29 protein-coding genes and 2 pseudogenes are annotated in these 25744 nt (G+C 40.5%); 9 read left to right on the forward strand and 22 right to left on the reverse strand.

The genetic code is table 11. The annotated features are described in order from the left end of the window. Nucleotides 1-22: 22 nt before the first annotated feature. Nucleotides 23-1669, reverse strand: a complete 1647-nt coding sequence (locus N39L_RS01145) for a mechanosensitive ion channel (RefSeq protein WP_006618288.1) — start codon at nt 1667-1669, stop codon at nt 23-25. A 319-nt stretch (nt 1670-1988) separates the two neighbouring features. Here N39L_RS01145 and N39L_RS01150 point away from each other — a divergent pair, with 319 nt between their 5' ends. Further along, on the forward strand, nt 1989-2441 hold the full coding sequence (locus N39L_RS01150; RefSeq protein WP_006618287.1) for an SRPBCC family protein: 453 nt from the start codon (nt 1989-1991) through the stop codon (nt 2439-2441). A 116-nt stretch (nt 2442-2557) separates the two neighbouring features. On the opposite strand, the gene N39L_RS01155 is transcribed toward N39L_RS01150, so the two are convergent. Next, the gene (locus N39L_RS01155) at nt 2558-3106 is read right to left on the reverse strand and encodes an alpha/beta hydrolase (protein ID WP_231852064.1); all 549 of its coding nucleotides are present in this window, start codon (nt 3104-3106) and stop codon (nt 2558-2560) included. 202 nt (nt 3107-3308) lie between these two features. Here N39L_RS01155 and N39L_RS01160 point away from each other — a divergent pair. Beyond that, a pseudogene (locus N39L_RS01160) lies at nt 3309-4766 on the forward strand (recombinase). 960 nt (nt 4767-5726) lie between these two features. Here N39L_RS01160 and N39L_RS01165 read toward each other — a convergent pair. The 15 genes and pseudogenes from N39L_RS01165 to N39L_RS01235 form a co-directional block, all read right to left on the reverse strand. Continuing rightward, on the reverse strand, nt 5727-6047 hold the full coding sequence (locus tag N39L_RS01165) for a hypothetical protein (protein WP_014274035.1): 321 nt from the start codon (nt 6045-6047) through the stop codon (nt 5727-5729). Continuing rightward, nucleotides 6040-6324: a hypothetical protein gene (locus tag N39L_RS01170; protein ID WP_014274036.1), complete on the reverse strand. Its 285-nt coding sequence runs from the start codon at nt 6322-6324 to the stop codon at nt 6040-6042. Before N39L_RS01170 ends, N39L_RS01165 begins: the two co-directional genes overlap by 8 nt. A gap of 18 nt (nt 6325-6342) precedes the next feature. Continuing rightward, entirely contained in the window at nt 6343-6621 is a 279-nt protein-coding gene (locus N39L_RS01175) for a hypothetical protein (RefSeq protein ID WP_231852065.1), read from the reverse strand. A 62-nt stretch (nt 6622-6683) separates the two neighbouring features. After that, nucleotides 6684-6905, reverse strand: coding sequence for a hypothetical protein (locus N39L_RS01180; RefSeq protein ID WP_014274038.1), 222 nt, complete (start codon nt 6903-6905; stop codon nt 6684-6686). A 12-nt stretch (nt 6906-6917) separates the two neighbouring features. Next, a complete protein-coding gene (locus N39L_RS01185) occupies nt 6918-7496 on the reverse strand; it encodes a hypothetical protein (RefSeq protein ID WP_014274039.1) in 579 nt (192 codons plus the stop codon). Next, entirely contained in the window at nt 7493-8113 is a 621-nt protein-coding gene (locus N39L_RS01190) for a hypothetical protein (RefSeq protein ID WP_014274040.1), read from the reverse strand. Before N39L_RS01190 ends, N39L_RS01185 begins: the two co-directional genes overlap by 4 nt. An 80-nt stretch (nt 8114-8193) precedes the next feature. Continuing rightward, entirely contained in the window at nt 8194-8907 is a 714-nt protein-coding gene (locus N39L_RS01195; protein WP_014274041.1) for a hypothetical protein, read from the reverse strand. Nucleotides 8908-8909: 2 nt separating this feature from the next. Beyond that, a complete protein-coding gene (locus N39L_RS01200; RefSeq protein ID WP_014274042.1) occupies nt 8910-9236 on the reverse strand; it encodes a hypothetical protein in 327 nt (108 codons plus the stop codon). Then, nucleotides 9229-9633 (reverse strand): DUF1064 domain-containing protein, encoded by a 405-nt coding sequence (locus N39L_RS01205; RefSeq protein WP_014274043.1) that lies wholly within the window; start codon nt 9631-9633, stop codon nt 9229-9231. Before N39L_RS01205 ends, N39L_RS01200 begins: the two co-directional genes overlap by 8 nt. Further along, on the reverse strand, nt 9623-9976 hold the full coding sequence (locus tag N39L_RS01210; RefSeq protein WP_014274044.1) for a hypothetical protein: 354 nt from the start codon (nt 9974-9976) through the stop codon (nt 9623-9625). Before N39L_RS01210 ends, N39L_RS01205 begins: the two co-directional genes overlap by 11 nt. Before the next feature lie 112 nt (nt 9977-10088). Next, nucleotides 10089-10457: a hypothetical protein gene (locus N39L_RS01215; protein ID WP_014274045.1), complete on the reverse strand. Its 369-nt coding sequence runs from the start codon at nt 10455-10457 to the stop codon at nt 10089-10091. Between the two features lie 298 nt (nt 10458-10755). Beyond that, nucleotides 10756-11406 carry a hypothetical protein gene (locus N39L_RS01220; RefSeq protein ID WP_014274046.1) on the reverse strand — a complete coding sequence of 217 codons (651 nt, stop codon included), beginning with the start codon at nt 11404-11406 and terminating at the stop codon, nt 10756-10758. Between the two features lie 80 nt (nt 11407-11486). After that, complete coding sequence (locus N39L_RS01225; RefSeq protein ID WP_035735928.1) at nt 11487-11732, reverse strand: hypothetical protein; 246 nt, start codon at nt 11730-11732, stop codon at nt 11487-11489. Between the two features lie 118 nt (nt 11733-11850). Continuing rightward, complete coding sequence (locus N39L_RS01230) at nt 11851-13548, reverse strand: hypothetical protein (RefSeq protein ID WP_193353185.1); 1698 nt, start codon at nt 13546-13548, stop codon at nt 11851-11853. Continuing rightward, nucleotides 13548-15369, reverse strand: a pseudogene (locus N39L_RS01235) (hypothetical protein). Before N39L_RS01235 ends, N39L_RS01230 begins: the two are co-directional and overlap by 1 nt. 66 nt (nt 15370-15435) lie before the next feature. Between N39L_RS01235 and N39L_RS01240 the strand changes: the two are divergent. The 6 genes from N39L_RS01240 (at nt 15436) to N39L_RS01265 (ending at nt 19388) form a co-directional block, all read left to right on the forward strand. Next, the gene (locus N39L_RS01240; protein WP_014274051.1) at nt 15436-15696 is read left to right on the forward strand and encodes a hypothetical protein; all 261 of its coding nucleotides are present in this window, start codon (nt 15436-15438) and stop codon (nt 15694-15696) included. Further along, a complete protein-coding gene (locus tag N39L_RS01245) occupies nt 15660-16229 on the forward strand; it encodes a hypothetical protein (protein WP_231851993.1) in 570 nt (189 codons plus the stop codon). Before N39L_RS01240 ends, N39L_RS01245 begins: the two co-directional genes overlap by 37 nt. A gap of 26 nt (nt 16230-16255) precedes the next feature. After that, nucleotides 16256-16603, forward strand: a complete 348-nt coding sequence (locus tag N39L_RS01250; RefSeq protein ID WP_014274053.1) for a hypothetical protein — start codon at nt 16256-16258, stop codon at nt 16601-16603. Between the two features lie 66 nt (nt 16604-16669). Further along, nucleotides 16670-17896, forward strand: coding sequence for a hypothetical protein (locus N39L_RS01255; protein ID WP_014274054.1), 1227 nt, complete (start codon nt 16670-16672; stop codon nt 17894-17896). A gap of 156 nt (nt 17897-18052) precedes the next feature. Continuing rightward, nucleotides 18053-18769, forward strand: coding sequence for a tail fiber domain-containing protein (locus N39L_RS01260; RefSeq protein WP_014274055.1), 717 nt, complete (start codon nt 18053-18055; stop codon nt 18767-18769). A 364-nt stretch (nt 18770-19133) separates the two neighbouring features. Beyond that, the gene (locus tag N39L_RS01265; protein ID WP_014274057.1) at nt 19134-19388 is read left to right on the forward strand and encodes a hypothetical protein; all 255 of its coding nucleotides are present in this window, start codon (nt 19134-19136) and stop codon (nt 19386-19388) included. Nucleotides 19389-19676: 288 nt separating this feature from the next. Here N39L_RS01265 and N39L_RS01270 read toward each other — a convergent pair whose 3' ends face one another. From N39L_RS01270 to N39L_RS01285, 4 genes are all read right to left on the reverse strand, one after another. Then, nucleotides 19677-19883 carry a hypothetical protein gene (locus N39L_RS01270; protein ID WP_014274058.1) on the reverse strand — a complete coding sequence of 69 codons (207 nt, stop codon included), beginning with the start codon at nt 19881-19883 and terminating at the stop codon, nt 19677-19679. A 687-nt stretch (nt 19884-20570) separates the two neighbouring features. Beyond that, nucleotides 20571-21395: a SirB1 family protein gene (locus N39L_RS01275; RefSeq protein ID WP_006616175.1), complete on the reverse strand. Its 825-nt coding sequence runs from the start codon at nt 21393-21395 to the stop codon at nt 20571-20573. 55 nt (nt 21396-21450) lie between these two features. Beyond that, nucleotides 21451-23166: a DNA mismatch repair endonuclease MutL gene (gene mutL / locus N39L_RS01280; RefSeq protein ID WP_014274059.1), complete on the reverse strand. Its 1716-nt coding sequence runs from the start codon at nt 23164-23166 to the stop codon at nt 21451-21453. Between the two features lie 38 nt (nt 23167-23204). Beyond that, on the reverse strand, nt 23205-23693 hold the full coding sequence (locus N39L_RS01285; protein ID WP_006615847.1) for a hypothetical protein: 489 nt from the start codon (nt 23691-23693) through the stop codon (nt 23205-23207). 21 nt (nt 23694-23714) lie between these two features. Here N39L_RS01285 and petN point away from each other — a divergent pair, with 21 nt between their 5' ends. Beyond that, on the forward strand, nt 23715-23804 hold the full coding sequence (petN, locus tag N39L_RS01290) for a cytochrome b6-f complex subunit PetN (RefSeq protein WP_006615846.1): 90 nt from the start codon (nt 23715-23717) through the stop codon (nt 23802-23804). Nucleotides 23805-24656: 852 nt separating this feature from the next. Here petN and N39L_RS01295 read toward each other — a convergent pair. Then, nucleotides 24657-25682 carry an ABC transporter substrate-binding protein gene (locus N39L_RS01295; RefSeq protein WP_006617879.1) on the reverse strand — a complete coding sequence of 342 codons (1026 nt, stop codon included), beginning with the start codon at nt 25680-25682 and terminating at the stop codon, nt 24657-24659. Nucleotides 25683-25744: the final 62 nt, after the last annotated feature.

Raw genomic sequence — 25744 nt, forward strand, 5'->3', positions numbered from 1 at the left:
GGCGATCGCCTCTTGACTATTTTTACTGTTTTAACCGAGAGATGATCTCACGAATTTGCTCCGATGCTACATCGCGACCTCCCAAACCAAAGGCGATCGCAATAGCAACAGCGATCGCCCCCAGTAGCAAGCCAAAAGCCAAATTCACAATATCACTAGCAATCCCCATTTGCTGAAGTGCCATAGCACCCACAAAGATAATAATAGCAATGCGGGCAGCCTGAGCCAGCAATTTAGCCGAAGAAGTGCCGGAACTCGATATTAGATTATGAGCCAAGTTAGCAAAGTATAAACCAATGCCAAAAATGATCACACCCAATAGCACCCGGCCAGCAATGATTAACAACTGCTCAATAATCAAAGTTAAAGCAGTTAAGCCCAAAATATCCGTAGCGGTGACTACCGCAAAGAACATCACACCCACCAAAGCAATCACACCCACGATTTCCGAAGGTGTTTGCTTCGCGGGACTGCTCACAGACTTATCATCTATCACCTCATCCTCTTCTGTGGTCTGAGTTTCGGTAGCCACCGGAATAGCCTTAGATTCAACTCCCAACCACATAAAGATATTGTTAAAACCCAGATTGGTTAGCAGGTTAGTGACCAAATCTCGGACAATAACCCCAAACATATAAGCCAAGACTAATACCACACCCGCAATAAAAACTTGGGGAATGACATTAAATATCTGATTCAGCATGGAAATAGCTGGGTCAGAAATTGCATTAATCTGGAGCGCTTGCAGGGCTGAGATCGCAATAGGAATCATCAGCACAACATAAACAATTGTGCCTAGTACAGAAGATAGGGATGTAGTCCCCATCGCCCTTTGTAATCCCAACTGATTGCTGAGACGATCGAAACCAACGGCAGCCAATAAATTGGTAACAATGCGACTGACGATTTGAGCCAAAAGCCAACCACCTGCCGCGATAACTAAGGCTTTCAGGATATTGGGCAGACTCGACAGGATTTGATTAACCATCGTCTGCACCGGAGATAGCAACCCAGCCAACTCCAAGGTGCTAAGAATCATGGGCAGAAACAGCAGGAAAATAAACCAATAAATGGCATTTCCCAAGGTGTGACTCAGAGAAAAATGGCTCTCGCTTTCCCCATGGCTAACCTGCTGGTTGAGTCGCTCATCCAGCCTGAACATATCCAGGAACTTAATCATCAAGGTTCGGCAAATGGTGGCAAATACCCAGGCGATCGCTAACAAGCCCGCTGCCCCTAATATCCTAGGTAGGTAGCGGGTGATTTCATTCAACAGGGTAGTCAAGGGAGCCGAAACAGAAGTTAACTGGAGTCGGTCAAAGAAACCAATAATCGCAAAAATAAAGATAACCCAGAAAACCAGGGTTCCTGCCCATTTTTCTACGGGGAAGTCTTCGCCGCCTTCAGTAGACCCAGAAATCCAACTGACCAGTTTATTATCTATATCGGTCTTTTTGAGTAGCTTTTTGACCAATGAAGCCGCAAACAGAGCAACTAGGTAGCCAACTAACAGAATTAAAATGGCCGCCCCAAAATCAACAAGGGATATATCCCCCATGCGAAAATTCATTAATTCATCCACGGGATTCGGTGATGAATTCTCTTGAGCTAAAGTTAAATGGGATAGGTTCGCTATTCCTATCCCCAAGGGACTGGAAGTTTCAATCATAATTTTTGTAGATGGGTTCTGAAGTTTTACAATCTAGCAGAATCATTATCCATTAACATCTCCCCACGGAAGGAAACTAGCAGAATTTGACTAACTCTGTTATTTCCCTCGGTGATAGCGTTGAACTCAAATTCAGGTGAGATTCACCAGCACAGCTATACTCATCAGTTTTCCTCCCCAGTTTCCTCCCCAGTTCCAGTTGTTATAAAATGCCTACAGAGCAATCAAACCTCTGTTTACAAAATTGTTTGATCTCACCGTTGGGGTGGACATTAGTTCATTCAACGGATAACGTTCTGAATATAGCTTGAGGCTTAGGATGTCATCTCGTCAAGTATTTGAACAGTCTATTCACATTAAAGCGATCGCCACTACCGTTGAGCGCTGTATTACTGATCGCCATTTAATGCGTCGTTGGCTAAATCCTGCCCTACGTTGCGATCCCGTCGGTGATTGGAATACCGATGTAGGGGGACGTTCCCGGTTTATTATTCAAATTCCCCTTATTCAACCCACCTTAGAGAGTATTGTCCGGGAAAGAGAACCGGGGCTAATTGTCTGGGGATTTGATGGATTTTTCCAAGGATGCGATCGCTGGGAATGTCAACCCCAATCCCAGGGAACCTACTTATTAAATCGCTTTGAATTTGAGATTAATAACCCCTTAATTGCCTTTGGTTTTAATCGGTTCGCCGCCCCTTGGACTAAGGCGGACATGGAAGCTCAATTGCGGCGGTTGAAGCGAGTAGCAGAAGAACAGCAAAACCTATAGGAAGATCCCCATACAAAAAGGGAACCCTCCTATATACGAGAAAGATCCCCCCATTGTCTTAAATTTAATTACTGCAACACCATCCCCAATCTCAAGCCTTGGGGATTATTGCCAACTTAATTACAAATCAGTTGTCGAATTTCTGGTTGAGCCTTCAAAAACGCGATCGCTTGTTCTCCTAGTTCACTAACGTCATCATACAAACTCATCAGATTGTTGACATCTACCGTGATCGTATCAACCGCTTGGAACCCTAAAACCACATCCAACATGGTTAACCGACCATCTCGAGTTGAATCTCGCAAAGCCGACAGCACATCATCAACAATGTTATCAATAGAACTACTAGGATTAATAAACAGACTAAAGGCCCCCACAGCTAATCGACCATAACTCGAACCTAACAGGCTATTAACTACATCCGTGGGAACATTTACCCCAAAATTGAGAGCATTGCGGAAAGTGGTAATTTGAGAATCACTCAGTTCCGCCAAAGTAAATAAAGAGTTAAGTTGGTTAGACCTTTGTCCTGTTTCAGCAAATGTCTGCAAATCTTGAAACTCTAAGGAAATACTAGCGGGGCCGTAAATTAATTGGATCGCTTCGACTGCAGGAGCCGGGCGACTCATGAAAATTGTCAGACTGGCAGTGATTCCTACAATCATCACTAAACTCAGGGATATATATTTAGAGATCCCTTTGGTGAAGACACTGTAAGGGCTACGAAGTCCCTGACGAAAAGATTTTAGCGAAAAGTTCATGCAATATCTCCAGTAGCTTGGAAAGCGTCTATATAGCCTACAACCCCTATTCTACCGTTACTTAGGTATTACTCAAAGCCATAACAGAGTAACAAGTGAGTAAAAAATGAGTAACGATATCAATACCCCTACAGTAGGGGGAAAGGGTAACTATGATGATGGTTATAGTAGGTTCGTGAAAGCCTATCAGGAGTTTAAGCGAGAATGTCCCAAAGGAGTGACACTCAAACTACAAAAGACCGGGGCTAGGTACAACCTACTATTGCAGTTTAAGCAACCACCTACCGGGAAACGGCTACCCAAAACGGCTAACCTTGAATGTACACCTCAAGGGGTGATAGACGGGGTTAAGAAAGCTAAACTGGTATCAGAAGCCCTAGGGACTATCACTAGCGCTAGTGAATTTTGGGATTGGTACGATGCGACTATCTTAGGAAAGAACCAGATTGAGGATAATCTGATAGCCTACCGGGAAATATTCCAACAACTGGAGGATGAGTATTTTGCCGGGTAAAACCGCAATACAGGACGACCGCGTTCTCGCGATATCGCTAGCGACTTAGTGTCTTACCATCAAACCAAAGGAGTATTTTTTAAATGCTTCCCTAACTGGGATGAATATCCTAGCTGGGAAAGTTTCAAGGCTATGCTGTACACTCCCTTACAGAATGGAGAACAATTAGTAGGCTCCAAAACCTTCAAGGGACGTTACTACATCTTAAAAGCCATAGCTGAGAAATCACCTAACAAAGAACACTTACTTAAAAAGCTTGAACCTATTGACCCCAAACAAACGCAATTCAAAAAGAAACAGCGTATAGGCATTGATGCTTTTAAAGATTGGTGGTATAGCGCCAAACAAGAAGCCTATACTATTAAAAACCCTCGATGTCAATCATCTCGACATAACTGGTTATGGGTGGCTGGTATGGCAGTAATGTATGGGTTAAGGCCTACCGAGATAGCTGCGGCCGTTAATCTAACTAAGCCATTTGTAACGGATGATGGTATCACTATCAAAGCACTATCAGACCCTGATAATCAAGACAATTACTTGGTATTAGGAGATTACACTTACTTTACTGACTCAGAAGGTCGAAAAGTGAGTATCAAAACAGGGGGAAGGATTGTAGCTCCAATTCCCAGCCCTGAAATGTTTGAGTTTCTGGAATTGAAAAAACCTTTATTGCCTCAATATACCCCTAGAAAAGGCAGTAAACCTAAAACCATAGTTACAGGCTTTGAAGCTGCGTTTAGTAACAGACTTCAATCTATGAAATGCCCGGTAACTCAGAAATATGCTTTTCGTAGGCTGTACAACCTGTTAGGTGAAAAGTATGGACTACCTATCGAGTTACGAGCTAGACTTATGGGTCATAGCACAATCGTTAATGAAGGTAAATATAAAACAGAAGGCATTGACGCTACCTTAGAAGTTCTCAAAGGGGTTTCTAAGTTACCTATACCATTGAACGTAGCCATAGAACGGTTAACAGCGTTAGGGGTTGATATTGATGCTCCAGAAGCTAAATTATTTCTCAGAGTTATCTATCAGATAGATTAATCTAATCGTCAACCTTTCATAAATTAACACCCCTAGATTAAACCCTAGGGGTTATTTTATGGCTACAAATTGATGGATCCTGTTATGGCTTTGAGTAACACCTAAGTAACGGTAGAATAGGGGTTGTAGGCTATATAGGCGATTCGAATCCTTCCGCCCCAGTTTAGTATAAACCCTTATCCTAACAGCGATAGCGGGTTATTACTCAACCCCTATATCCTATTGAGTTACTCAGATATTACTCACAATCTAGTCCTAGCACAGGAAAATAATTCTGTCAATAGGTTGATTACTCAGTCAATAAGCACAACTTAATCAATCTGTCAAATACCCATACCACCCCCCTAACCAAACACCGATAAGGTAACTCTCTCGTGATAGCAGTCAATGGCAAGCCTATCGGTTCGTTACGAACCATTGACTGCTATCACATCGGTCGCACCCCTAAGAGTGTTTGTTTCGGTTATGGGGGGAGGGTATGGCTCAAATTTCAAAACCCATAGGGGTAGTCAGATTATTAGTGAAATATTGAGGAGCCTACTCACTACCAACAAAATGCGATCGCATAATCACGACTAACCTGGCTATGACATACTGAAGCGATACCCCTAAACAACTTTTCAACTGGTGACTTGTTTCGTCATCTCTCGCTGATACCTACATAATCCTAGAGAATTGATTCCCCATCGAAACCGATACCTACATACCGCTAGACAAGTCTCCAATTTATAGGGGTACTGGGTTCCGCCGGGAATGATTACCCCTAATAGACGGGTTAAGGTTTTGGCTTAGGGTGTTTATTGTGGGTAAATTAGAGGCAAGCATTCATATAAATTTTTAACGGTCTGTTGCAACGGTCTGTTGCAACGGTCTGTTGACAAAAAATATGCAAGCACCCCCTACAGTCAGAAACCATAGGGGGCCATTTAAGTTATTGAGTTAGCTGTTAGGGTTTAGGGTTTAGGTCGTTCTGCACTTAGTAATCATAGCGTTAGCTACGTCTATTAACTTGTCCAAAGTAACTTGGTCAGATTTTCCAACGTAGATGTGATGATTGACGCTACCATCCCACCCTTTGAGGTTCCAGTAGGTGAAACCATTAATTGAGACTTTTTTGCACAACGTAAATCGTTTACCATTAACCTCCACTGAAAAGGATTTATGGGTTTCTAGGTATTTAAACCATTCTAAAGAACCTACTTCGATACAGATATTACCATGACCTACCAGAAACCCTTTGTAAGACCCTGTTAGTGTGACTACCGGGAGTAGCTTAGGCATGAAAATCACCTCCCAGTAGGATATCGCTGTTATAGCCGTTAATGTTGAAATCAGAGGCAATAATGCCTGGTTGAGGTTGAGAGATAATTGGATACTGAGATTTTACCCATTTCTCGTGTACCATCATAAAATCAACAGCGGCGTTATGAGCTATTTCGGCTAATGTCACCCTAGTATCCTGATTGGAATAGGAGATATCTCGTGACATCATTTGAATGTAAATCTCCCTAGCCATTTCTGCAATAACCATCATTTTTTCTTGTTCAAACTCATTCATGGCTTTATTTCCTATTGATTAATTGAACTTGTGATAATCATTATCGGGGTGATTTTGATTATTGTTGTGTTCTGTAATTTTTGCATTAAGCAAGGCTTCAATGCCTTTGAGTAACTCGATTTCCGCGTTTAAAAAATGCCTGTGGATTTGAATAAATTCGACAATTTCGTCGAATTGTTCAGATGTGATAGCAAGTTCTACTAAGTCAAGTAATCCTACCGCGTTAGGATTTAATCGATTACTCATGTAGCTATATTCTACTATGTTTAATCCGGGCGTGCTTAATTTGATTGACATGGTTTTATCCTTTGATAGTGGTTAAGTTGTGATAGTTTAACGTCATTTCGGACGGGTTTAAATTATTCGATTTTGGTTAGTAAATGCTTAATATAATTAAGCTGTTTGAGCGATAATTGTTTTTTCGCTTCTGCTAAGGATAACTCAACCTCGCAATCATCTAGTATTGAAATTAACGTTTCCTTAGCGTCTTCTTTATTAGCGTTGTAGACTGTAGTATCTACCATTTGTTTAAATGTTTTAAACCGTGCCTGTATAATGGCATTTGTGTTGGTTTGAGTCATTTTTTTGGTCTCCTATATGATGTGTTTCCAAACATTTTTGCCGTTCTGATTAATCATATTATATCCTCTATTTTTCATTAGATTAGTCAACTCTGAAACATTAACGCGACTATCAAGATATCCATCTGTTTTAGCTCTCTCAATGGCTTCTTTTAACGCTTTCGGGTCGATATCAGTTACAACCTCGGTTAACTCAGGACATCCCGCGTTAATTGCCTGGTTATTTTGTTTCATTTTTGCCTCAATACCTTGAGTGATAAAACTGTCTAAAAATTGTTCAGTACCTGATGATATAGTCAAGATTTTTTCATTAACAAAATCCCAGTAATCATTGAAGCGTTTAATTGATTCATTGATAGATAATTGATAAATCAATGAATGGGTGACAATAATTTCACTTGATAACCTAGCGTTAATGATATCTTTTTTGTGTTTCTGTAGTTGTTTTTTGACCTTGCTGTATTGATTGCAGTTATCGATATCTCTCCAGAAAATTTCTAATTGAGATGATAATTTATCAAGCGTAATATCCTCTACATCGTTTAAATCACTTAACTCGTAACCATTGCCCCTATATTCCTCTGATGTCATAGTCTCTTTTTAAACCATATAGGAAACATCCGTCTTTTGAGTTCGTTTAACTCCCAAAATGTCCACAATGAATGTATTGAATTAATCACCTTTAAAGCGAAAGCATCAAATACCATGTTAGTTCCCGGTGTCTGACTACTGATGGTTATTCGGCTATTTTTGCGGTTTAACACCTTGAAAAGCGATAACATATTCTCATTTTCAATTAATAAGCTAGGGGTGATATCTTCCCATACCAATATAAAATTTTTCTCAAATTCACATTGAAGGGGGTCATAAAATCGTTCATGTTGTATCTTGTTTCTCAGTGAAGCGAAAGTGCTATTAGCAAGCACCGAGGTTGTCTTGTATAGTTCAGATGCTACGGTAGCTATCTGTGACTTTCCAGTACCGCTAGACCCCCAAAGGAACAGGATGCCAGCTGTACTCATAAGGGTTACTGGAGACGCTATAAACGAGGTTACAATAGGGAATTGGATATCAGGATATGGCAGAACACAGACAGCCCGTAAAACAGACTCTAATTGCTCACCCAGGTTGCCTTCTGTGATTATTTCTTCTAGTTCAGATGACATTTGGCTTCTGATTAGCCTATAATCGATATAGTCGTCGGACATGGTACACTCCTATCGCTCTTGTATTGCTGACATGGTATGGTGGTTATCCCCCCTAAATATTTAGGGGGGATTATTTGTGACTACATTAATCGCAGTAACTCAATTAAAGCTATCAAGACATCAGAATCAAGTTTTTTAACCTTGTTATAAAGGCTCTCAAAGCTAGGGTCACAATCCAAAACCTTAGCCCCTTCTGTTAACCTTTCCTCGAAGGTTTTGTATTTTGCCTTTCCATTAAATCCTGCTTTATTTTTAGTTTTGGATTCAATGAAAGCGTCAATATCGGCGACAGAGTAGCCCGCTATATTGCCATCAAAAGGGGCGATATTTTCGATATAGAATATGTTGGTACATTCTATTTCCAGGTCAGCAATGCTATCGCTCTCTAGTATTTTGTTGGCTGGCCTTACCGCTGATTGCCCTAAGTTAATAGTGGCAGTGAACATCATAGACCCGTCAGTTAATCCTGTATCGCTTTGGATTAGCTTCAGTAACGCCAACTCTGGCATCGTAGGGTTATATTCCCGTTTTTTGCCGTTATATTCAGTCTCGTATTTTTCAATACAAAACCGTACAGCCATTAGTTCTTTATCACCTTGGGAATAACTCCAATCCCTATCATTGAAGTTAGAAAAATCCCCTGATACACCTTTCCCAAACACCCATAAATGAGGTGGCTTTATCCGTAGTTGTGTATATTCAATGACCAGAAAAGTTCCTGTTTCACCGGGCTTAACTGCACTGCAATAACTAAATTTATCGTCCTGTTTTTTGCCGTAATATCCGATACTCATGATTAACTATCCTTTGATGATTGATTGATTGTTTTTGAGATTTTTTTACAGACATCCCAAAACTGAGAATTCCCAACAATTGAAACCCGTAATTTTCCCTCATCATTTAATTTAACTGTACAGGTTTCCCTGTAACCTCCACGGGGAAAATACGAACCCATATAGGAGTAGGCTAAATCCTTGATTTGTGAAGTTTGATGGTCCTCAATAGGAGTTAATATCCTATAAGCTATTTGAGTGATTTCATACTCAAATAAATGTGGGTTATAGGTAGCACTTAACAGCTCTCCCGTGATATCAAAAATCCCTCTGTAGTGTAGTTTATTCATTGTTTACCCTTGGAATTTCTAAGTTGTTTAAAATTTCCTGAAACTCGTCGATATTGATAAATGAGATGCCTTGCCATCGGTAGGATGTCCCCCTTATAACAAACCAACACTGATTGACTAAACCAGGATTAAGGTACTGCAATAACTGCATTTTTAGCTTAAATGAATCAGTTAATACTCCCTTAACTTCGATGTAACGATTAAAGAACGGACTATAAAAATCTGGAATCCAGGTGATATTTTTCCAAGGTTTTGCATGTTCAATTAATGTCATTTTAGGGTGAACAATTAATTGATTATCATGTTTTCGTAGAAGGTGATAAACCCTACATTCAAATGCACTTGGAAAATAATAGCCGTCTATTTTTTGTCCTCTAGCATTGTATTTATTTTTCATCTTTTGGGTACACTCCGAAAGATGTATTAGGATTATCAGGTTCTCTATCCCCGCCGTTTTCGGCTTGATATATATTCCATTCTTCTCTGTAGAACTCTAGGGCTTCTGTACAAATTTCCTCAAGTTTGTCAGGATGTAATGGGATTAATTTTTTAAGAATTTCGCCTATAAAATAAGCAATAAAATCCTTATCAAACTTAACTAAAGTTGATGGCCACGTTATTCCTGACTTTCCACTGAAAATTGGAACTTTGATATATAGGGAATGACCGATATACATCAAGGGGGTTAACGTGATGTTTCGTAGGTTAAGCCTAACCTCGGACCAATGACGTGGTATCATGCTATAATTTCCTGATGTTTGTTGACTGCCACCTGGGTATTATTCATTTTCAGGACTGAAAATACAGTCCTGAAAACAGATAATATATGGGTGGTTTTATTTTGGACTAGCCTTAATCTAACCAACTAGAAAATGGGTTGACTTCATTATCTTCATCCTCTAAATCACTCTCAGAGCCCAATAGATGGTCTTCTAGTGCATTAATATCATCCTGTATGGCTCCCGTAACCTTACGAGGTAGCTTTACTCCACCTGCTTTTAATAGCGTCAGGATTGCGTTGGTGACTCGTTTAAGTGTGGCAATCTCTGAATATGTCAGATAAAAGGTATTTGAGTTGATAATCTCCGACGTTTGGAGTTTGTTGGTCAATGATTGAATTAATGAAGTTTTGGGGTAAGGAAGGTAAGTATTAACCAACTCCAGAAACTTAGTAAACTGATTAAACCGACTCAACGTCTCAATGTATTCTGTAGGAGTCAATACTTTATTAGTATTGACATTAGTTACATTTTCTACAGTTACGCTACCTTCAATTCATTCTGTAACTGTATAGTTACCTTGCTCTTTTGAATTCACTGTATTTAATTAAAATCATCTTATTTGATTAGTTTATTAAAAATAAACATAAATTATACAATTTACACTTATTTATAAAAATATCAAGTATTACATTAACTATATATAGAATTTACAAATAATAACAAATACAAAAAACCCGTTAATCCTATTTTGTGAGTTAACGGGTATATACTTAGTAACAAGTAGTCGATTACTAACTTTAAACGTTGGTTCCTGATTTGGTTGTGTCCCCGGGTTGTTCCCCTTTCTTTTGATTAGCTGCTTCAGTTCTACCTGTGGTTAGTTCTCCTAAACCGTCTAATGGATAATCATCTTTATCAGGTATTTGATACCATTTATGATTCGTCCTGAGTGATATTGGTTTTATAGTCCAATAATGCGCAAAAACATATAGCAAGCAGTTAATCGAGAAAATGTTAGGAACTTTTAAAGTAATAAACCGCAACCTTTTAGTACCCGCGTTAAATCCTGATGTTGTATATTCGCGCCAAATTCCTGGATTTGTTGGACGAGCAGGACCTTCCACAAAGACACGGTAAAATCCTGTCTTTTTACCAACGTTATAACTCAAGCCAGAAGGTACTTTTCTTCTGTTAGGGTTAGACGTTCCAGTATTACCTCTAGGGGCGGGTTTCCAAATATCTAACTCTCTAACCTCTGCTGGTTCTAAGCCTTGACTGTTAGAGGATAACGTATGAAGCAGCAACATAGGCATTGGGATAACATACTTTGATGTCTTGTCTACTGGAGCCTCAACGTTTAGAGACCTCCCAAGACAGGTTCCCTTTGGTTGCCCTAGTTTAGCAACAAAATTGTCTTTATATTTATTGTAAGCATCATTTAATGGCATAATTTAACCTCATTAATTATCAAACAAAACTTTAGATAGGTAGACAACAATAGTGTTAATGTCTACCTAGTTAATGAACCCTAGTCAACAAAAACAGCGATGGCTTGTACATCGATAGAGCCATCAGTAGCATCCCAAACATCATCAGTAGGGATTGTTAGGGATACTGTCACAGCTCCAGTTGCCATGTTGCGGGTATAAGCTGTAACTACCGTTACACCATTAGGGTTTCTAGTTGCGTTTATCTGTGCACGTTGAACTTGCTCGATAACTTCTAGCAATTGGTGTTCGAGAGTGGCACCATTAAGAGTTACTGGACTAGCCATAATCATCACCTTTAATCAGTTAATACATAGAGCCTAGCATCATTAACTGAATTTGTCTGTTAACTATTTGATATATCAGATGCTACATATATGTAGCTTCTATTCAATGAAAACTACATTAAGCTGTAGTTGGTGGCTGACTCCCAGTTTTCATTTCTAACGACGTTCTAGTAGCTGTTCTGATTGCGTCATCTACCCACTTAGGTTTCTTCTCAAAATGTAAAGGAATTTTTACTTTAGACTTCCTAGGGTCTTTGTACGTTGCCAAAACACTATTCTCTCCCATATCGATTTTGGCTTGTTCAAATTTATCAATTAATTCCCAGTTAAGTATTTTCACTTCACTGATATACATTTTGCTCTCTTTGATTCTTTTCGCATTTTCCCTACCGCCAAAACCTTTACGTTCCTCAAATATCAAAGGATAAACAATTGAGGAACTTGTTAATTGTACTAAATCCTTACAAATTCTTTCAGCGTCAGATTTAGAGCTTTCATTCACAAAAAATGAAAATTTCCTACCATTTCGCATATTACAGGTTACTTTGATATTGCCTTTGGTAAATGCCGATTTACTAGGTTGAGTAAATATCCTTTGTAATTTATCCCAGGTTATTTCGTGTCTTTCTACTGATGGGAGTTCTATTTGAGTTTTTTGTAGTTTTGACCGTCTTTCCTTAGTCCAATATGGAGGTTTTTCGTAATTGTACAAAATGAAGGTTAACTGAATTTTTAAATTACTGCTATTCGGAACTTCAGAGATATCACCCGACCCTACAAATTGACCAATATCTCTATTTCCTAATATCTCAGTTTGAGCTAATGCGTTGGTTACATTTTCCTGTAAATTACGCAAACTTGATACTAATCTAAAACGTTCGCTGCCGTTTTCTATAACCGCGCTAACTAACTGTTGCTGTCTATTTTCCTCAATGCGTTGTAACGCGATATATTCATCTAAGCCTTGAGCGACTAAAATAATCGCTTCTTTACAATTATCTGAGAATTCATCCCAAAATTCCTCTGAACTATCTTGGTTCCATATAGTGCTTAACTTGCCGTCATATTCTTCTGGTAATTTTTCTCTAGCGTCCCTTCTCTGTTTCCCAAAACTCCATTCTTCACCTTTTTCGTCACCCCACTTTTTCATCCTGTCTTTACCACCGGGAACCATCGAAACGATACGTTTCGCAAGCGCTGAAGGGCTTGCGGCTAAAAACATTTTAACAACCCGTCTACCATGTTTAAACAGTTGCCATGCTATAGCTTTCATAGCCATATTAAATGATTGCCTAACGTATGAACCAAAAGCTGATGATACTTCCCTAAGCATTTCAGGTCCCTTGCTTAAGGCAATGTGCATAGCAGCAGCTTTGTTGATAAATGCAATACCAATGGTAGGCAATACTCCACAAACTAATTTACCTGCCATATTACCCAAAAAACCGGCGGTAGTACTAATAAATTGATTAGCAATATTCATCATATTTTTGTCTATCTGTTCATCTGATATATTCCAGTTGAAATTCCAAAAGCTGTCCCAATTAGAGGTAATAAATGTCGCTACTTTTTCAAAGCTAAAGCTAGAAAAGAACTTAGTAAGTCCCTCCCATAACCAACCCGCAAATGATTTACCCCACTGAACTACTTTTCCTGTGACTTTTGTCCACAGCTTCCCAAACCATCCCATTTCCTCGGTTGATGTTCGTCGAGAAAAATTAACCTGTCTAACTCCATTCCGTCCAATTGCTGACCTAGTTTGACGACTGGATAAGCCACGGGTTGTTCTTAGCATTCTTGCACTTCTGGCTACCATTACAGAGTCTCCCTTAGTGGATTATCGCCGTCTATTAACTCGGTTTCTATCTTGATATCAGGAAAGTCTTTTTTGAGCAATTCTTTGACTTTATTGGTTTCCTGTTCTCTAATCTCATCCTGTTTTTTCATTGAATCATATAACCGCGTTAAATCGGCTAATATGTCTTTTGATGGGTCATTACCATTAACTTGTAAAGTACCTTGCGCTCTAACTATTGAGAATATTTCCTTTATTTGATTTAAGGCTGTCTCTAGTGTTTCTTTCGCGTTCTTTTGATTAGTGATTTTAACTTTACTTTCGTTAGGTTCTAGTAGTTCCTCAAAATTATCAGCCTCTGGAGTGAAAGCTGTTTTTAGTTTCTCGTATTTTTCCTCAGTTTCAAAGCCTAAATAGTCTAATATTTCCGAGACTTCCCTACCAGCTTTAAAGGCTGCTGCGTGAGCCAAACCTGCTTCATGTAAGCAGGTTAACACAGCGTTTTGTGTAACCTGATGAGAGATGGCAATTTCCATAACCAGCCCGAAAATTTCAGCTATAGATTCTGCAATATTAGGCAATTTTATTGTTACTTCTTCTTGTTCTTCTGATAGAAGATTGATATCATTAATTTCTACCTTTACCTCAAATTCCCCCCACCTCTCATCATCGATGTCAAATCTGTACATTAACCACTCTGGCAATGTTTTAATTTCTTTAATTCCATTATCAGGATTATCGGCATCTACTGTTATTTTTGTAGGCATTTCAGCCGGAAAGGATTCAGGGTCTAGGAACTCGTAAATCCTTCTAATCATTCCACAGCATTCTTCATTCATGTCTGTCTGGTATTGTGATTTGACGAACGTTGTTTTCTGGCGGCAAATAATCTTTATCTTCAGACAGAATCCATAGTTTATAGCTATAATTACGGGTGTTCTCCCAAATTCGTGGACCGTCTAAAGAAGTATAGTTTAATCTAGTACTCGTAGGAAATACTGGATACCAGCGTGTATTTTCATACGACCTACCTCGATAGGCGTCCCACAATACGTCAGACTCATATTCGTAGTATGATTGATGACCTCTATCAATATATGGAACTTCCCATAAATGTATATATTCTAACATTGCTTCCGGGTCTTTAGTCCAAACAGTTGTTACGTCTGTCCAGGTTGTGGCTGGAGTTAAACGGTAAAAGATAGACCCAAATAATGGACTAATCATAAGCCTATTTGGATCACGACATGAAGCGTTATATTCAGAGTTATAAAAACTATTAAAGCCACTTCCATATAATGAAACTCTTTCACAACCTGAATTCATATAGTAAGGTTTTAACGGGTATAACTTACGATGTTTAATATAATCATTATGTACAATTATCGGCTCTTCGTAATTGTACTCTGAATCATGCCATGATTCTTCCCACTCTATAAAGACATCTAATCCAATCTTATTAAGTCTAAAATTTGACGTTGTTGCTTCTTGCCTTCTCCACCAATGCCTATTAATACTAGATGTTCCACTGCTAAGTCTACTATTTACTATTTGAGCAAAAATCATTAAATGCCATTTATTATTATTTTTAACAGGATAATCACGAGGGTCTGGCATTTCGTTCCCCGGTTTTGGTGGTTGCCTTCCTTTATCATCATCTACCTCGTCACCGCTATTAGGACCGCCAAAACTGTTACCAGCACCACCGCCGCCGCTTCTGCCACCCCCAAAACCAGGTCTCCTACCAAACCCACGCGGTTTTTTACCTCCCTTTGGTTCATCTCTCTTTGGTGGCTCCCTAGTAGGACCTGGGTCCCATGGGTTAATTGTGTTTCTAACCATTTAAATAATCACATTAAAGTAGTAATATTATACTAACAAATAATTTATTAATAGGTGGTTAAAATCATGAGAGGTATTAAAAATATCACGGCTAATATCAACGCTGCTAACTGGAGTAACGCCATAGAGTTATTTAACGGGACTATTTTAGAATCATTAATAACAGAAAGATATAAATATGATATCGGTATTTACAGCTATATATCATCGTTAAACGCTAGATGTTACACTCCCAGTATTGCACAATCACAAATCCCCACAATTTACCCGGAAGATAGCTATTACCAACGGTGGAAAAAAAACAGGAAGTGTTGCAGGGAGCGGTAGATTTACAGATATTTTATGGGAATATGGCAACAGAAAACGGGTTAAATTTAGGGATTGTCAAATTGCCATATTATGGAGGCATTCACACCGAAAACCTGTTAATTGAATTAATCACTAATCAAAACGAAGGTTTAGCAATTGATAGCAACTCAATAGTTAAAGCTAGGTGTTTAACTCAGTTACATAACAATGATTCTATTAATATTTTGGGCATGGCTGAATATCAACTCGATACAGTTCCTCAAACCCCTACATTGACACAACCCGAAAATTTTGGGGTGACAATAGGCAATACCCCCACATTAGTTAGACCCTCAAATATTAATCGGTATAGGTTGCACTTACAAAACGTAGGTTCTGTAGGGGTATGGTTTTGTCACGGTGATATCAGTAACTGTGTACCTTATCAATGCCTATATTTACCTCCTAACGCTGGGTGGGATGATGAACTAAAATCAACAGCTTCTATCTATGCTATAACTGAGGATAGCGTAACCAATATTGTTGGATTAGAACAAACAATAAATTGGTAAATTGTACTTTGATTTAGGGGTTTATTATGAGTTTCTCAGTTTACAGTTCTATTGTCAATTTAGACACTCTAAACATTAGCAGTAAAATACAGGGAACACCGACAACTACAGCGATAAGTTTGACTGCTAACACTATCACGGAAGTTGTGCCTATCAATGCTACCAGTAACGGTAGAACGGTGTTTGTAAAGAATCGGTCAAATACCAATGTACATCTAATATTTGACCCTACAGGTGATAGCGTGTCAGACGCTGCATTTTCGGTTAAGCCAGGTGATACCATCTCAATAACGTGGGGTAGAACTGAGTTACAGGCGATAGCAGAATCTAGCGCTAGTATCAGCGTTACAATTATCGAATATATCAATATGTAATCATCAAATGAATGGCTAGTATTAAGTTATTAGCCATTTAATTAAATAATCAATATAGAGGCAGTTATGACTAATTTCAACATTTACTCTAGTAAGTTTGGGCAATCAACCGATGACTTGCCAGAAGGTGAAGTTAATCTGTATTTAACTAATGAACGGATACAAGCAGTTATTGACTCCAATACTAATTTAGTCAAATTAACTGAGTTAATTTGGAATAATATTATTAATAAACCTGGCACTTTCCCCCCATCTACTCATTCCCATAGCTGGACTGAAATAACGTCCAAACCGACAACGTTTACTCCTTCAAGTCATACACATACCATTGCTAATGTTACAGGACTTCAAAGTACATTAGACGGTAAAGAGCCTACTTTTACCAAAAATACAGCGTTTAACAAAAATTTTGGAACAACTACCGGAACTGTTACAGAAGGTAACGATGTCAGATTATCAAATGCTAGAACGCCAACTAGCCATACACATACCTTATCCCAAATAACAGATTCAGGTAATGTTGCTGCCATTGATACAAATGGTAGTACATCTAACTATTTACGCGGCGATGGTGTTTGGGTAACACCTCCTAATACAACCTATTCTGCGGGAACTGGCTTAACTTTAGTAGGAACTGAGTTTAGAAACACCGCCCCAAACGTATCCACCAACCTCTCTACAAGCACTACAAGCAATACGTTAACCGTTAACAGTTCTGATGGTACTAATGCTGTATTACCTGGTGCCACGACTGCGCTTGCGGGTCTAATGACGGGGGCAGATAAAACCAAGCTGGATGGGATTGCGGCAGGCGCACAAGTAAATGTAGCAACTAATTTAGGAGTAACAGCAGGAACAACAGCAGGTCCTGTAGTTACATCATCAACAGGAACTAATGTTACTTTACCTACAGCTAGTGCAACTAATTCAGGGATAATTACAACTGGGAATCAGACATGGACAGGAGTTAAAACATTTAATTCATTAATTACCGGGTCAATAAGTGGAAACGCCGGAACAGCAACAGCACTTCAAACTGCTAGAACAATTAATGGGACTTCGTTTAATGGTAGTGCCAATATAACAATAACTGCCAATACTCCTAATACATTAACAAATGGTACGGGATTAACTGGAAATAATTTTAATGGGAGTACTGCCACAACATGGGCGGTTGCTTATGGCACTACAGCAAACACAGCCTGTCAAGGTAATGATAGTAGATTATCTAACGCTAGGACTCCCACAACGCACACACATTCAAATATTACATTAACTGCAGGTGATGGTTGATCCGGAGGAGGAACTTTAGCAGCTAATAGAACAATTAATGTAGATTCAACTGTAGTTAGAACTACAGGTAATCAAACTTTAACAGGAATTAAAACATTTAACATAACAAATAATCCAGTAACTTTTGCAACTAATGAAAGTTTTCCTGATGGAAATATGCTTATTGATTTTAATGTTTGGAGGGGGTTTGACATCCGCCGGATAGGCTCTACTGCTGGTTCGGCAAATTTAGTACTAAATAGTAGAGTTGGAGGAAATAGCTGGGCGTTTTCTTATCAGGGGAATTATTCTATGCAATTAGAAGCAGATAATAATCCTAGAGTATTTATATATCATGGTATTAATTTTCATCAAAGCGATGTTTGGCGAGGTGCTCCTGACAATAGATATTCAATACAATTATATAACGGGCAGACATATTTTATAAAGAGCTCAACTCTTTCATCATCTGGAGTACATACTAGATTTAGAGTAGGAGGCACAAATGTATCTTATATTAACGATAATGGAGACTACGTTAAAGGTAGCTCTGATCTTAAATTCAAAACACTTTTATCAAAACCAACTCTAGGGTTAAGCGAAATTAACGCATTGACAGTCACGTGGTTTAAGTATAATGAACTTGCAGCATTTCATGGCTTTAATCCAAGTACAGAACAATTTGGTTTAATTGCTCAAGAAGTACAAAATATATACCCTAACGCAGTTGAAGTGGTTAAAAATGACCATACAGATAGTCCTGAAGTTGACGACAAAAAAATAGATTACTTAACAATCATGTATGATAAACTGATACCATTAGTGATTGCGGCAATTCAGGAATTATCAGAAAAAATCGACAAATTGGAAAATATGCTAAACACTCAACAATAAATTAACAGATAATGCCTAATGCACTTGATATATCTGAAAGTAATTGGTTTAAAGTTTATGAACTTAATTTCAGGATAGAAGATGATAGCTACACGGTACTAAAAAATTGCCTGACATTTCTGGCAGTAAATTTGTTAGGATATTATTTGACGCTGACAGTGTACCCGTGTACTGGAAAATGGCAGGGTGGCTTAAGTTTTATGGTTACAATGATGTTAATCAAGCTATGTTAGTTAAAAGAGAAACTGTATGGCTTAATGAATATCAAATAATTGAATCACCGCCGTACAGCAATTTTTACGCTTCATTTTCTCCACTAGAAAGGATTAAATGGTTTACACTTCATTTTTGGAAATTAATATAAATGAACTTAATAATAGTTGAACTAGGATTAATTATTGTCGCGATTATTATCAGTATGTTCATTACGCATACAGGAAACCTAATTATTGAGAATAGGTTAGACGGTATCCAAAATAGCCTAAATTATTTGATTAGATATGTTAATGATTTTATGCCATCAACAGTTTGTAAAAAACCGTTAGAAGATAAAAAGCAATCACCCCCTCTTCCAATTAACAGAGATGATATTGATGATGATGGTTGGAGAAAACCCTAACACCTAACACCTAACCCAATAACTTAAATGGCCCCCTATGGTTTCTAACTGTAGGGGGTGCTTGCATATTTTTTGTTAACAGGAGTGCTGCAACAGGAGTGCTGGAAGTTTATATGAATGCTTGCCTCTAATTTACCCACAATAAACACCCTAAGCCAAAACCTTAACCCGTCTATTAGGGGTAATCATCCTGTGCGGAACCCAGTACCCCTATAAATTGGAGACTTGTCTAGCGGTATGTAGGTATCGGTTTCGATGGGGAATCAATTCCCTAGGATTATGTAGGTATCAGCGAGAGATGACGAAACAAGTTACCAGGTGAAAAGTTGTTTGGGGGTATCGGGTTGGTTCCGGTAGGAGATAGTTTAGATTATGCGATCGCATTTTGTTGGTAGCGAGTAGGCTCCTCAATATTTCACCAATAATCTGACTCCCACAGGGAACCAGGTAGGCGGTCTGATATCTTTGTACATTGATAGGAGTATCGTTGTACATTGATAACCTAGTGGGTTCCCCCTACGGCTACCTACAGCTATCATGTTGACTTTGAGCCATAGATAAATCCCACTGCGATCGCACTCATACCTTTCTATGGTTAGCACTGGTAGCTTTAGGCAATATCCTGCAAAATTGAACCCATACCCTCCCCCTAACCGAAACAAGCACTATTGGGGAAACGAACGATGTGATAGCAGTCAATGGTGAGGAACGAACCGATAGGCTTGCCATTGACGGGTATCACGAGAGAGTTACCCTGTCTGTGTTTGGTTGGGGGGAGATAGTAGGCATTTGACAGATTGATTAAGTTGTGCTTGTTGACTGAGTAATCAACCTGTTGACAGAATTATTTTCCTGTGCTAGGACTAGATTGTGAGTAATATCTGAGTAACTCAATAGGATATAGGGGTTGAGTAATAACCCGCTATCGCTGTCAGGATAAGGGTTTATAGTTAACACATTGTGGCGATTGCAATCCGCCTAGTGATTGTCACTACTAAAAAGCGACTTAGCCGATTTGGCGGTCAGGAGGATCGGCTTCCCCCCAGAAGAGGTCAATTTATCAATCAGCCTACCCTTTGACCGTGGGACACACGGCTGTAAGTTCAGGTTGATAACCCTATCTGTTTTATAGGTTTACTAGACAGGTTGAATGGTTCCCCAAATCCTTACTAATTAAACGATTCAGGTATCCAAGTCCATTCTATCTAGTAACTGCTGAATTATACCAGCATCCTGAGCAGTTGGAAGGTGGTTAAGATAATCTTCTAAGTCACAGCGAGCCTCTGACCAGCGATACAGTTGATAGTAAACCAGACCGCGATCGCGCCTTTCTTTAATATCATCAGGAGACAAGATCACAATCCTCTCCACTACCTTCAGCGCCTCCTCAAATTCCCCAACATTCATATAAATTGCCTTCAGATTTTGCAGCATCCGCCTTAAAAATTGCCGTGGTGCGATCGCATTGAGAAATTCAGGCCGTAATGTTACAGGCTGTCCATAAATTTCCGACAATCTCAGCTCACAGTCCTGGGGAAATAGGACTTCTCCCCATCCAAACGCATCAACATAAATCCCCGCATCTTCAAATTCTGGCTTAATCAGAAAATGTCCCGGCATCCCAATTCCCACCATCGGAAATTCAATGCGTTTTGCTATCTCTAAATACACCAAGGACATAGTAATCGGAATACCAGTCCGACGGTCTATCACCTGATTTAAAAAGCTATTTTTCGGGTCATAGTATTCAGTCCGATTCCCCCGAAATCCTAACTCATCATAAAGGTAATGATTAATCGCCTTAATTATCCGCATTGGATAAGCTGGCTTTTCAAGTTTCCCCAACACATCCGCCGCCATCCTATCTAACTGTTGCAGATATTCTAAAGGGTTAAAATAGGGTTGATGTTCTCGGGCAATATATAGGGCAGCCTTAGCCAAATCTATTTGATTTTCTGCCTGGCTAACCTCCTCATAAAACTGCTGTCTTGGTTCCGCAAAATTCATGCTGATATATTCACTAGGTTTTCATCGATAATTACTCAGGGTAATTATCCCCGTATCATATCCCATGGCTTTTGCCAATCACCCAACTGCGGCGGAAAAATCGGGCTAGGGAAGATTCCTCTAAACTTAGGAAAATCGGGCGACCGTGGGGACAAGTCCGGGGGGAACGGGTACTCACCCATTGATCTAATAGGGTCTGCATTTCCGTTAAACTTAGGGATGTGCCGTTGCGAATGGCACTGCGGCAAGCCGTGGCTACTTGGGCGGCCTGTAAATCTCCACCCAAACTGAGTTCAATCAGCGCTTCTTGACAGTCTTGGCGCAGGGCGAGAATTTCTGGGGCGCTTCGGATAGCCCAGAGTCCATCGCCAAAGGGGTCAACTTCCAAATTGAGGCGGGTTAGTTGTTCTAGTTGCGCCTCGGACAAATTGGCGACGATGATCGGAGTTGACAGGGGTATCACTTGCCAACGCCTGCATAATTGTTCGTAAATTACCCTTTCATGGGCAATGTGTTGTTCTACTAACCACAGACCCTCTGGGTGTTCTGCCACAATATAGGTGTTGTGAATTTGACCGATCGCTTTTAGTTTCGGAACATCAACTCTCTGGGGGTTTTCCGCTGATTCTAGGGGGGTCGGGCGGGTTCGGTATGAGGCAGTATCTTCCGAGACGCGCAACAGCTTCTCGATGGGATTAACCCCCGCTGAGAGACTTTCTGGGTTCAGCTTGAGAGTCTGATCAATGGCTAGGTGTATTTGCTCTTGCCAGTGGTTGAGATAATGTAAATAAATCTCGGCTTTGCTAGGATGGCGATTCCAGTCAATTAAGGCCGGGTCGATATGCAGATGCACAAAACAAACCGGATAGCGATCGCGCCCACAGGTACGCGCAAAAGCCGATAATATGGTAGGCTCCAATTCCGGCGATCGCACCATACGACCATTAACTCCTATCTTAACCCAATCCTTGCGCCGACGTGAAGCGCGATCGGGCAAGCCTATCACCACCTCTAACCATGATTTCGACAAGAATTTATGGCACTCTTCCACCTGTTGGGGTGGGTCTACATCCATTTTCAAATATTGCAGATCCCCCACCCTTACACCCCTAATAAATTCAGGTAGCATCTGTTGGGTCGTCACTGCTGGCCCAAACCGTAGCCAGGGGCGATCGTTTTGGTGAATTTGCCATGTCACCTGGGGATGACACAGAGCTATCTGTTGTAACATCAGTTGCGCCGCCCGCAATTGTTGGGTCGCAGTCGGTCCGGCGGTGCGGCGCGATGACCAGTTAGCAAACAGATTACTAACCTTTACCACAGTACCAGGTGCGATCGCCACAGTTTCCACCATTTCCGCCTCTCCCTGATGGTTATAAACTACCCGCCATCCTGAACTTGGGGATGAGGACAAACCACCGCGACTGAGAATCTCCAAATCCGACAGTTGCGCGATGCTGTGCAGAGCTTCTCCCCGAAACCCTAAACTGCTAATCTTTAACAAATCCCTCGCTGTCGCAATTTTACTGGTACTATGAGCCATGGCAGCCCGTTTCAGGTTGACTAAATCCATACCCTCGCCATTATCTGCCACCTGAATTCGCCACTGTTGTGGCCATAGGGAAACTGATATTCGCGTCGCTTTCGCATCAATGGCATTTTCTACCAATTCCCGCACCACCGCCGCCACTGAGTCTATAACTTCTCCTGCGGCTATCAGGTCAACGACATCTTCCGATAGGGTTTCAATGGAGTTCACAGTTAGCAACATCAGGATTTATAGTTCTTTAACCTCTAAGGACTTCTGATTCAGTTGTCCGATAACTCCCCCTCCGACGAAAAGTATTTAACCCAACCCCGTCCCATCGCTACATCTAGGATAATTCCCGCCACGGCGAACATAACTAAATTTTCTCCTACCCAGATGGCCATTTGGGGCAAAGGTTGGGGCGCTATATCCCATATAGCCAACCCCCGGACCAGAGCGAAAGCAAACACCACCCCTAGTTTCAGTTGGGGGTTATTATCCCGGCGGACGGTGTAGCGATAAGTAACACCGAAGAGAAAGCCACTAATTATGGCGATCGCTCCCTTGACGATTAAATGCACATCTAGGGCGATCATCTCTCCTAGGATACCACTAACGGTCAACTCTATCATTAGGGCGATCGTCCCTACAGAAACACCCGCCCAAATACCCGCCACTAGGGACTGTATGCGTTCAGCCGGACTAAAGTTAGAAGATGGATGCGACTGGATCAATTTCAGGATATGATAGCCTCTGAAGTCAATTTTCATCTGGTTTTGTGAAATACTACTATGGATATTCTGTCATTAGGTTGGGTTGGATTGTTAGTCGTCTTTACTTTCTCCATTTCCATGGTTGTCTGGGGTCGTAACGGCTTTTAGGCTATCCAGCATCACCAAAAACGAGGGTAAATTATCCTTTTCGCCCTCACTCAACAGTAGGGGCGAAACATTTTTTGCCCCTACAAGTTATTGAGCCATTAATTCCCTGGTCACATAGGGCGGGTTTATTAATAGCCCAACCCGGAGGGCGGGTTTATTAATATTGTCGTTGGGAGAGTCGGTCACACCAGAACCCGGAGGGCGGGTTTATTAATATTGTCGTTGGGAGAGTCGGTCACACCAGAACCCGGAGGGCGGGTTTATTAATATTGTCGTTGGGAGAGTCGGTCACACCAGAACCCGGAGGGCGGGTTTATTAATATTGTCGTTGGGAGGCGAGGTCACACCAGAACCCGGAGGGCGGGTTTATTAATATTGTCGTTGGGAGGCGAGGTCACACCAGAACCCGGAGGGCGGGTTTATTAATATTGTCGTTGGGAGGCGAGGTCACACCAGAACCCGGAGGGCGGGTTTATTAATATTGTCGTTGGGAGAGTCGGTCACACCAGAACCCGGAGGGCGGGTTTATTAATATTGTCGTTGGGAGAGTCGGTCACACCAGAACCCGGAGGGCGGGTTTATTAATATTGTCGTTGGGAGGCGAGGTCACACCAGAACCCGGAGGGCGGGTTTATTAATATTGTCGTTGGGAGAGTCGGTCACACCAGAACCCGGAGGGCGGGTTTATTAATATTGTCGTTGGGAGGCGAGGTCACACCAGAACCCGGAGGGCGGGTTTATTAATATTGTCGTTGGGAGAGTCGGTCACACCAGAACCCGGAGGGCGGGTTTATTAATATTGTCGTTGGGAGGCGAGGTCACACCAGAACCCGCCCCTACAATTATTAATTATTAATTGATAAATCTATCATCTACTGAATTAGAGAATAATGGCACATCATTTATGATACCATACTTCTCGAATTTGGTAGCCATACTTTGCCAGCGATCGCCATCTATTTTTCCTAGGTCATTATCTGTAATCCCCGCAGTTACATAATTAGCCACCTGTTTCAGAGACGCTATTTGATAATCTAAATCATCATACTCTCCCCCGGTTTCTGCATAATTACTCACAATAATTTCCGCCGCCTTTTCCACATCATCCAAAGCCAGCCGCCAACCCGCAAATGTCACCTCTAAAAATGTATGCACTATTTCCGGGTGATACTGTAATAGTTTATTATGGGCAAAAATCACCTGAACATAGGCATCATAACCATAATCACTAAACTTCATGGTATTAGGTGTAATTCCCGTTTTAGCAGCAAATCCAATCGGTTCATCTACAATATAACATTGCACAGCATCCACATCACCCCTCAGTAGCAGATCATGTTTTTCCTCTCCTGAAACTAGGATAACTTCGATTTCATCGGACCCAATGTTATTATGACCCATAACCATTTGCATAATCGAGTAACTTTCCCCCTGCATCGCTACCCGTTTTCCAATTAAATCCTGTAGGTCATAAATCTGACTATTTGGCATCGACATTAACCCCAAAGGGGAATTTTGGAACATCGTAGCTATAGCTTTTATAGGTTTACCCGCAATTTGGGCATTCATAATAATATCCTGTTCACCGCAACCAATCATCGCCGGATTTTCAGCTACTTGATTAGTCACAATCATCGCAGTTTCTCCCGGTAGAATTTCTACCGCCAAACCACTGCTTTTATAGAGATTATAATAATCAGCCAGCAACACCCCAGCAAATTGGGCGTTATATTTCCAGTCTAACTGCATAATAATTTGATGGGCGTGTGTAACTAACTCATTAGCAGCCACAGCAGCCGGACTTCTCAGCTTATCTAGCAGTAAAGACCCCCCCAGAAAAGCAGAAGTTTTGAAAAAATGGCGGCGATTGATGATCATGGTCTAAATTACTTATATATAGCGATCGCATTTAAGATACTCCCCCCTTGGGAAAACATCAA

It is taken from the genome of Limnospira platensis NIES-39 (genome assembly GCF_026000695.1).
In the GTDB taxonomy this organism is placed as follows: domain Bacteria; phylum Cyanobacteriota; class Cyanobacteriia; order Cyanobacteriales; family Microcoleaceae; genus Limnospira; species Limnospira platensis.